5 protein-coding genes are annotated in these 9586 nt (G+C 42.4%); 1 reads left to right on the plus strand and 4 read right to left on the minus strand.

The features are described from left to right. Window positions 1–7: 7 nt before the first annotated feature. The 4 genes from HMPREF2987_RS06625 to HMPREF2987_RS06640 form a co-directional block, all read right to left on the minus strand. A complete protein-coding gene (locus HMPREF2987_RS06625) occupies window positions 8–1255 on the minus strand; it encodes a restriction endonuclease subunit S (protein ID WP_075229845.1) in 1248 nt (415 codons plus the stop codon). Beyond that, a complete protein-coding gene (locus HMPREF2987_RS06630) occupies window positions 1248–2852 on the minus strand; it encodes an HsdM family class I SAM-dependent methyltransferase (RefSeq protein WP_075229846.1) in 1605 nt (534 codons plus the stop codon). Before HMPREF2987_RS06630 ends, HMPREF2987_RS06625 begins: the two co-directional genes overlap by 8 nt. Then, window positions 2852–5914, minus strand: a complete 3063-nt coding sequence (locus HMPREF2987_RS06635) for a DEAD/DEAH box helicase family protein (RefSeq protein WP_075229847.1) — start codon at window positions 5912–5914, stop codon at window positions 2852–2854. Before HMPREF2987_RS06635 ends, HMPREF2987_RS06630 begins: the two co-directional genes overlap by 1 nt. 155 nt (window positions 5915–6069) lie before the next feature. Beyond that, entirely contained in the window at window positions 6070–8724 is a 2655-nt protein-coding gene (locus tag HMPREF2987_RS06640) for a DEAD/DEAH box helicase family protein (protein WP_075229848.1), read from the minus strand. A gap of 137 nt (window positions 8725–8861) precedes the next feature. On the opposite strand from HMPREF2987_RS06640, the gene HMPREF2987_RS06645 reads away from it, so the two are divergent. Further along, a complete protein-coding gene (locus HMPREF2987_RS06645) occupies window positions 8862–9479 on the plus strand; it encodes a TVP38/TMEM64 family protein (protein WP_075229849.1) in 618 nt (205 codons plus the stop codon). Window positions 9480–9586: the final 107 nt, after the last annotated feature.

Consider the following 9586-nt stretch of genomic DNA (forward strand, 5'->3'; position numbering starts at 1 on the left):
CTAAACATTAGATTATAACCTGTCCATTCATCAGCATTGGCAAGAGCCAATCGCGAAGTTGGGTAAGTTCTTGGTTTTGTCCTTGTAAACACTTGATTTGTGCAAAATAAGGCTCTGAAATTTCGTGAAAATTATTTTTGATTTCTTTATTTGGTAGAATGATTCTAATTCCCGAAAAATCTTCTTTATTCATATTAGCAAAAGTATTTCCAGTCTTTGCACTCGCATTAGCATTTTCAAAATAATTTTTCAACGCAAAATAAAGATAATATCGATTGGTTTCATCCTCAAAAACAATTGAATTTATTTGTTGATTTGTATGAGACCATTCAGTCGTAAATCCAATTTCACCCACTGTCGCAATACAAGAAACACATAGGCTACCTTCAGGTAAATACTTATTCTGTTGTACGCTTGCTCCTAAATCAGTCAATGATTCTGAAGTGCTATAAATAAAAGTATTTCCTCGTATATCTCCAATTGTTATAAAAGGAATTTCACCTCCAAAATTATCACTATTTGCTCTAGAAGGTGTTTTTCCAGTAATAATTTTCGATTCAAAGTCTCCAAGAGTCACCACTCCCCACCCCTCTGGGATTTCGCGTTTGAGTTCTGGGTTATAGCTCATCTTTCCGCCTGATGATTTGTAGGGGTTGCCATTCTGGTCTGGGAAATCAAACTGCACAAACCAGTAGTCATAGAGGATCTTAGCCATGGCTTCCAACTCTTGGTTAATTTGGTTGTTGATTTCAATCTTGTCATCAATTTTTGAAAGTATTGAAACCATTTTGCGTTGTTCGTTTAAATCCAATTCTACTTTAAATCTCAAATTATCAAAATCAGTTTTATTTAGAATTGGAATTGCTGTACTACCTGATGCAGCATTTCGAAATACAGCATAGTTATTTTTAAAAAGATAATAAATATAGTCAGAATCAAATTTTTCATTAACTATAATAGAATTTATCTGCTGATTAGTAACAGAAGGCAAACCATTCTTTGCCACTTTCCCCATAGCTGAACCTATACAAGTAACCATAATACTATCAGAAGAAATGATTTTATCTTTTAGACGTTCTGAACCTGAACGTGATAAGAATCTTTCTGACTTACTTATGTATTTTTTTTCAAAGGAATCAGACGGAGTAATAAAAGGTACTTCATCTCCAAAATCCTCTGGATATTGAGACGATGGTGTTTTCCCCGTTATCGTTTTCCCTAATTCTGATAAACTTACTTCTTTCCACTCACTCATACTTGATCCCCTTCATTTGCTCTTCAATCTCTTGCTCCAATGCATGTGATTGCTGGAAGAGATTAGAGAGTTTGTCTTGAAAGGCGATCATCTTAGCTTCAAACTCTTCTGCTGTGATATCTACATAGTCGATCTTGATGTCAAAGTATTGGCCTGCGCTGAGAGAGTAGTTTTTCTCCTTGATATCCTCATAAGAGACGGTGACAGAAAAGTCCTCAACGGCTTCCTTCTTGATAAAGGTCTTGACGATTTTCTGCTCTTCTTCAGGAGACAGCACGGTCTTTTGATTCTTGCCTTCCTTGACCTTGGTTCCTAGGTTTGAGGCATCGATGAGGACGACATCACCCTTGTTTTTCTTATCGATAAAGAGGATAGAGACGTTGGTACCGGTCGTCGCAAAGATATTAGACGGCATAGAAACGACGCCTGCCAGCATTTGATTATCCACCAAGTGTTGACGGATGGTCTTGTCAATCCCTGACTGGGCTGTGATAAATCCTGTCGGCAAGACAACAGCTGCCTGACCATCTGGCTTCAAGGAGTAGATGATATGCTGAACAAAAAGCTCATAGATCGCCATCTTGTCCTTAGACTTGGCTGGAACCTTTGGCACACCTGCAAAGAAGCGTTCACTGTCTTCTGGCAAGGTCTCCACTTGGTCACGCCACTCTGAAAAGTCCAGCTTGAAAGGAGGGTTCGACACGATATAGTCCATCTTTTCTGGATGACGGTTAGCGATAATGGTGTTTCCCTGTACGATATTATGAATGGAGTGTTGCAGTCCATTCAAGATCAGGTTAAGACGTAGGAGATTGGACGACTTTTGCGAGATATCCTGACTATAAACAGTGGTCTTATCGACACCGATACGACTAGCCAGGTTCATAAGCAAGGTGCCCGAACCAGCAGACGGGTCATAAATCCGCACGTTTGATGGCTGGTCATTTCCTACCAGAATATCCGCGATAATCTTGGCCACAGAGTGGGGTGTGTAGTACTCGGCATACTTGCCACCACCATCTTTGTTGTAGTCCTTGATCATGTACTCAAAGAGAGTGGAGAAAAAGTCGAAGCCTTGTGAAAAAATGGTCTCATCAAACTTGACACGTGCAAGAAGATTGATGATGGATTTTGCCACTTCGTTACGCTTACTACTATCCGAGATAGCATCTGTAATCAAGCGCTCATCAAAGAGACGAATAGCTGTGTCGCCGTCTGTATGCACAGAGAAAATATCGTTATTGTCAATGGCGATTTGGTTGAGAGTATTTTCAAAAGTCTCATAGAAAGCCGCCTCGTTTTGCTGACGATGGAGGGTTTCGATCAACTGGTCTGGCTTGAGCCAGGCTGTGCTAGTACCGATATCCTCCAAAAGCCAGTCATAGTCTTCATCGCTCATAGCCAGCAGGTTTTCATAGGTGTTGGACTCATCTAGGATCTTGGCTTGATACAAAAACTTGTCATTTAAAAATTTGTAGAGGAAGGACTGGGTGAGGAGTTTGTATTCACCCGCTTCTCCTCCTAGTCCCGCGTGGGTAAAGACAGCTTTCAAATCATCTACCAAGCCTTGGACTTGGACTTTGTATGTTTCATTCATTAGTGTTGGTATTCCTCTTCATATCCTTCAAATAGTGACTCGACGATATAATTAAAATCCGCTCTTGTCAAACTACTTGCAGATTGGTTGGTTTTCATTTCAATCCGAGCTTCTTCTCGAATCATTTTCTTGAGAAAGTCCTCGTTATCGAGTACTCCTTGATTTTGACCGATTTTACGGTCTAGTCTAACTTTAGAACCCTTGATGACATGGTAAATAGCAGGAAACTCGCTGACCATAGTCGAGTTAGTCACGTGTTTGTAGGAACGAGCTGCCATCTCATCTCCGTTAAAGTTCATGGTTAAGCGTCTCATACGAGTATGATAGTCCTCCACGGACTTAAAGAGGTCTTCATAGTCTTTTTGGGTTTCTTTGATATTCTCCATGGTGAAGCCTTCTTGGCCATGGATCAGGTGTTTTTTCATGATGCGCTGGAATTCTTCGTAGAGAGTGACCCACTCAGGATCCTTTTCATCACGTTGTTTTTTAATGCCACTTGCAACTCGACGTTTCAAGTCTTCCAAGTCATTGGCTGCTAGACGAAGTTCTTCTTCTGCAATCTTGACAAAGCTAAAGCTAGTCTCAGACATGGCAAGATTTAAAAGAGTCCGACTAGAGAAGTCATCTGGTTTATCGATCAGAGATAGCGTCAGCATCCGTCTAGAGAGGACATTGAGCAGGGTTGCAATCTGGGCAATATCAATCTGCTGAAGCAGGTGTTGGTAGCCTAGGAGACGGGCGATATTGTAATACTGCTTGATAGACTCCAAGGCCTTACGAAGATCGATTAACTGCTTCTTGTCCTTGATGTCATTGATGGCTTGGGAGAAGTATTCTAGATTGTCCGTTGGATAGTCGATGAGGATATGCTCGGTCTTGCTCAACTCTTGAGAAATCTCATCTGCTGACACAAAGAGCGAGCCAAAAACATCCTCACCATTTTCCCCAGTCAGAGTCGAATCATACTCTTGATTGAGTTCTTCCAGATAGGCACGATTGGTCTTGTCAAACTCCTTGGAAATATCCGCAAAGTCAATGACATAGCCAAAGAGGTAGTCCTTGTAAGGACGATTAACACGGGTTAGTGTTTGTAAAAGATTGTGAGCCTTGATCTTACGCCCTAGATAGAGGCGCTTGAGACGAGGTGCATCAAAACCTGTCAGGAGCATAGAGTAGACGATGATAAGGTCAATTTTACCTTCCTTGTAGGCATCTACCTTGTCCTTCTTCTCTTCCTTGTCTCCCTCATCATGGAGGATGAGAGCGGAAGTCAAGGTGGTTGAGCCAGCTTGACGTCGTTCTTCTAATTGCTTTTCAAGCTCACGCGCTTGCTTGGACGAGTCACAGACGATCATGCCACCGATGGTCTTGTCATCAAAGATCAAACCACGAGCACGATTGAAGTCCTCGATGATAAAGTCTAGCATAGGCTCCACATAATGAGGATGGGCAAAGATATCTTCCTTGGAAAGGTCACCACGTTGGATTTCTTCGTTGATGGTTCTGAGATTGTCCTTATAGGAGGTCTCGATATCTTCTCGCATCAGGCGTAGGGTAAAGCCGTCATCGATAGACTGGTTGTAGTAATATTTGTGGATATAGTCCCCAAAGATATCACGTGTAGTCGCATGACTTTCCTTGGTCTTGCCATCTTTCTTATAGGTGATGAGGGGCGTTCCTGTCAAGGCAATCTTAATTGCCTTGGTATCTGCCTGATAGAGATTTGGCAGGTAGGAACCTCGTTCATTGTAAGAACGGTGGGCTTCATCGATAAAGTAGACATTTTGACGATTGAGGTCATAACCAGAGCGGTCTGTCAGATCTGAATCATCCTTAAACTTCTGGATATTAACCACAGCGACATCATAGCCGTCTTGTTTTTGATTGAGTTCTTGTGGGTTATTGATGCGCTTAACCTTGAGGCCTCGTTTGGTGAATTCCTTAAAGGCCTGGTCTGCCAAGTCCAAACGATCGACGACAAAGTAAAACTGAGGAACGATTCCCTCTTTTGAGAAATAGTTGGTTAGATAGCGGATATTAAAGAAAGCCAAGGCAGTCTTACCTGAACCTTGGGTATGCCAGATAACCCCTTTCTTGACACCTTTTGCAATTGTTTCTTCGATAGCACGTGTCGCAAAATACTGAGGATAGCGCATGACGTGCTTCTGCAACTGCATCTGACCGTCCTTGCTTTCTTCTTCGACATAGACCAGACCAAAACGAAGCATAAAGAGCAAGCGTTCCTTCTGATACAAAGAAGACAAGAAGGCATTGCAAGGTGTATCAGGATTTAGGTTTGTTGTAAATTCTGGCTGAGATTTGAGGGCAAAGCGCTTCATGTCTTCTAGGACAAAGTCGATTTGGTCCTCGGTTAGCGTGGCAAGGGAATGAAGAAAATCTTCTTCTCTTTCTTCCTTGAAAGCATTAAATTTGGTTTTTGAATAGGCGTTTGAACCGTAATAAGAACCCTGTTTTTGCTGACCTTGTCCACTGATATACGCTAAATTATCAGATAAGGATATCAACTGGGTGATATTGTTAAAACGACGGAACTTACGGTTTTCAAAACGGTATCTGGTTCTGTCCTGCTCTGACTGAATTCCAGTCTTGCCATCACGAATCGCATTTGGCTGTTTCACTTCGATATAAGAAAGAGGCAGACCATTGACAAAAATAACGATATCCGGACGAAATTCATCCTGACCATTTTGACAAGTAACTTCAAGCGCCAGATGGAAGGTATTGGCTTCAGGATACTCCCAATCAATATAAATGGCATCTTTCTGACCTTGCAGACGTTTAAAGAAAGAACGTCCCAAATCGTTTTGATCTAGTTCCAACTTGATATTGGCTAGTTCTCTTTCAAAGTCATCTTCTGTCAAGTAGTTGTTAAATTTTAAAAATTGCTCCTTAAAAACAGATACGAGGATATTGGTATCTGGATCTCTTTCTGCAATTTCCTTCCCATTGCGAGGAAGATAGGTATAGCCCATACGCATGAGATGCAGAGCGGCTGGGATTTGTACCCTGGTTAGTTCAGAAAAATCTTTTCTCTTTGCCATAAAACCTTCCTTTTTCTGTATACAGAACCATCTATTCACACAAGTATTTTCAGATTGTCTGTCATCACTATCAAATATATCTATTTTCCCTTTTCATAAAAGGTTACTATCCCTATTATTATATCATACTCCTAGTAGAAAACGCTCGCTTCTCCCTACTTCAAAGCACTCTTAACCTTCTTCTTGGTGATGAGGCGATCATTTTTGTTGGCTAGGGATTTGAGTCGGGCTTCGAGTAAGACTTTTCTGCCTGCTTCGTTGCGGGTGTAGATTAACTGGTAATCACCTAGCTGAGGTGCGATTGCGTCTAGAAAGAGCTGAGCTTCTTCCTTGCGCTTTTCAAAGAGGCTAGGAACTACAAAATACTTGGATTGACCTGCTGGTGCTTTTTTTGCTACTAAGAGGTAGCGTTGATTATCCACGGGTGCAAAGAATTCGCCCAAGGTCTGGGAGAAGAGCTCCTTATCTCGCATACTGCCACCCTTGAGATAGGCAAAAATGCAATAACTATCCTTATCTTCTTCCACCTGCACGCGCGACTGATCATCAGAAAGATGCCCCATCTTTAGCATGGCATTACGAATACCTTCACCCGCCTGACGTAGACGTACATAAGGACTCTTGTAAAAGAAATAACGGACCAGAGCAATAGTAAGCAAGACAAGACTAATAGTCGTTAACCAAGCCAAACGAATACCATTTGTTTTAAAAAGATAGAGGAGGAGATTAACTGCAATCAGTAAGAAAGAATAGCGAACCCACTTCTCAGCATCAATCAGTGTCAAGAGCGGGATTTGCTTGCGATCGGTTGCTACCTCATTGACAATCTCTAGTTTATCCGCAACTACTAACGCCTCCTGCCATTTTTTGCGAAGGGAGCTACGGTCCTTGGACAATTCCTTGATTTTCTGATTATAGGCTTTAATCTTACTTTTCTTAAAAGGAGGTTTTGGGAAGTCCAAGCGATCCAGCCCTGTCTCGATGGTATCCTCCTTATAGGATAAACCTAGAAAGTGTTCCATCCGGCGACTTAGATTGAGTAAATCTTGATAGGAATTATCCTTATCTACTTCCTCTTCATTTTCCTTTTCCCGCAAGAAAAGATTTTTGGTATAGGGTTTGATAGCGACTAGATGCCAGATATTGCTGGTCTTTTCTGGATGTCCTGACCAGACACGAATGGCACGCCCTCGCATCTGATTGCTGAGCATAAAGCTTCCGACAAAACTACCTAAGATCAGAGAATTAACACAAGGCGCATCCCACCCTTCACCTAAGAGAGACTTGGTCCCGATCAAGACCTGGATGGCCCCCCTTTGAAAGAGCTCAGTTACAGCCCCTACCATGCCTTTACAGGTTGAGGGAAAACCTACCTGAAGATAGGCAGCTGGATCTAGTTGACCAATGGCTGAGAAGGTCAAAGCGACTGTTGGCAAGAGTGCTTGGAGCTCCTCCCTGACACTAGTTGGCACGATAACCACACTTCCCGAAAGCACTGCTAGGGGAGCAGAAATCTCCTGTTTCTGAGCACTTCGGCGAATGCTTTCAAAGTAAGGGAGAACCCCTAGTTGACTGATGGGAGCCTGATCATCCCCTAGATAGTTAGCAAAGTCCTTACGGATATAGTCTGCTAGGACTAGTTGTCTCAAATCCTTTCCGAGGCTAGCATACTCGGTCGCAAAGATATCAGCAATTCCAGATAATTTCCCCAAGGATTGATTGAGAATTTGATCATTGATCTTATTTCGAACCAAGAAAAGCTGGCGTTTATCAATCAAACCTCTAGCCTTCATGTCCCTTTCTATCTCTTTGATATAGTCGGGGCTTGCCTGGTACCAATCAGGTGTCTGGTAGAGAACTCCTTGGAGAAGGACCTCCATCCAGTAGTAGTTCAGCGAAGGAAGGCTTTTACTGCCAATGAGATCCTTTAAGTATTGGGGGATTTCTAACTTTTGAGAATGAAGATAAATGAGGATGGCCGAGAGATACTTGGGATCTTCAAGAAGTAGATCTGCCGAGATTTGACCATGAAGAACCTTGGAGCTAGCAATTAACTCCTTAAACTCAGGTTCATCCACTAAGTGACTGAGATACTGCCACTTGGCATCTTCAAAGTCCTGAAGAACCTTCTCCTCTTCCTTGGTCGGAGTACAGATATAAACAAAGTCTTGGTGAGGACAAAGGGTCTCCTCCTTAACCAACTCTGGCACCGTGATCTCTTGGTCGATCTCCCCACACATCTGGAGATAACGCGCCCAGAGTTCTGGTTCACTATCATAGGGAGGGGTTGCGGTTAGAGAAATGACCTGCAGTTGCGGATATTTCTTACGGAAGTCTTCTAGACTTCTCCACCATTCATTTCTCAAATGGTGGCATTCGTCTAGACAGAGGGTTTCAACTCCCTGCTCCTTAAGACTAGCAATGAGATCAAAACCGCCAAAGTCCTCCGTCTCACCATTCTCTTCTTGAGACTGGACCTGTTGCATAGCACTGTGAAAGGCTTGATAAGTGGCGATAGTGATTTGCTTCATGTCCTTGAGATTTTGAGACACGAGACTTGTGACTTGGTTCTCATCCTCTAAAAAGGCCTGGCGAATTCTATCCACCCACTGTTCCCGAATGGTAACTGTCGGTACCAAGACTAGAGCAGACTTATCAAAGCGAGCAATCAATTCGATACCAATAGTTGTCTTGCCAGATCCTGGTGCTGCCACAAGGTGAACATGTCCATCTGCTTGATATTCTTGGAACTTATCCAAGACTTGCTTTTGGTAGTTACGCCAAGTTCCATTAAAGCTTAATCCTAACATGTTAGTTTCCTCATTCTAAGCCGTCATTTTCTTACTATCATTTTATCATACTTGCGTCAAAGTCACACCTAGAATACAGATAGTCTTTCTCCTCAAAATATGGTATAGTAGATTTATACTACTTAAGAGGATTTTACATGTCACAGAATATTCAAATGAAAACTATTTCACCCCTTCTGCAACAAGTGATTCACATTTCATCTATCGTTGGTGGAGTTGGCACCTTGATCTTCTGCATCTGGGCCTATCAGGCTGGGATTTTACAATCCAAGGAAACCCTCTCTGCCTTTATCCAACAGGCAGGCATCTGGGGGCCTCCACTCTTTATCTTTTTACAGATTTTGCAGACGGTGGTTCCTATCATTCCTGGTGCTCTGACATCGGTCGCTGGTGTCTTTATCTATGGTCATATCGTGGGAACTATTTACAATTACATTGGCATTGTCATTGGTTGCGCCATTATCTTTTACCTAGTGCGACTTTACGGTGCTCCCTTTGTCCAGTCTGTCGTTAGCAAGCGTACCTATGATAAGTACATCGGCTGGTTAGACAAGGGCAATCGCTTTGATCGATTCTTTATCATTATGATGATTTGGCCAGTTAGTCCAGCAGACTTTCTCTGTATGCTGGCAGCTCTGACCAAAATGAGCTTCAAGCGTTACATGACTATTATCGTCTTAACCAAGCCCTTTACCCTCGTGGTTTATACTTATGGCTTGACCTATATCATTGACTTCTTTTGGCAAAGACTTTAATACTCTTTGAAAATCTCTTCAAACCACGTCAGCTTCCATCTGCAACCTCAAAACACTGTTTTGAGCAACCTGTGGCTCGCTTCCTAGTTTGCTCTTTGATTTTCATT

Origin of the sequence: Streptococcus sp. HMSC067H01, from assembly GCF_001814775.1 — a bacterium.
Lineage (GTDB): Bacteria > Bacillota > Bacilli > Lactobacillales > Streptococcaceae > Streptococcus.

Bases quoted from the DNA above. Each gene is read 5' to 3' on its own strand.
- HMPREF2987_RS06625 (WP_075229845.1), bottom strand. From the start codon at position 1,255: ATGAGTGAGTGGAAAGAAGTAAGTTTATCAGAATTAGGGAAAACGATA.
- HMPREF2987_RS06630 (WP_075229846.1), bottom strand. From the start codon at position 2,852: ATGAATGAAACATACAAAGTCCAAGTCCAAGGCTTGGTAGATGATTTG.
- HMPREF2987_RS06635 (WP_075229847.1), bottom strand. From the start codon at position 5,914: ATGGCAAAGAGAAAAGATTTTTCTGAACTAACCAGGGTACAAATCCCA.
- HMPREF2987_RS06640 (WP_075229848.1), bottom strand. From the start codon at position 8,724: ATGTTAGGATTAAGCTTTAATGGAACTTGGCGTAACTACCAAAAGCAA.
- HMPREF2987_RS06645 (WP_075229849.1), top strand. From the start codon at position 8,862: ATGTCACAGAATATTCAAATGAAAACTATTTCACCCCTTCTGCAACAA.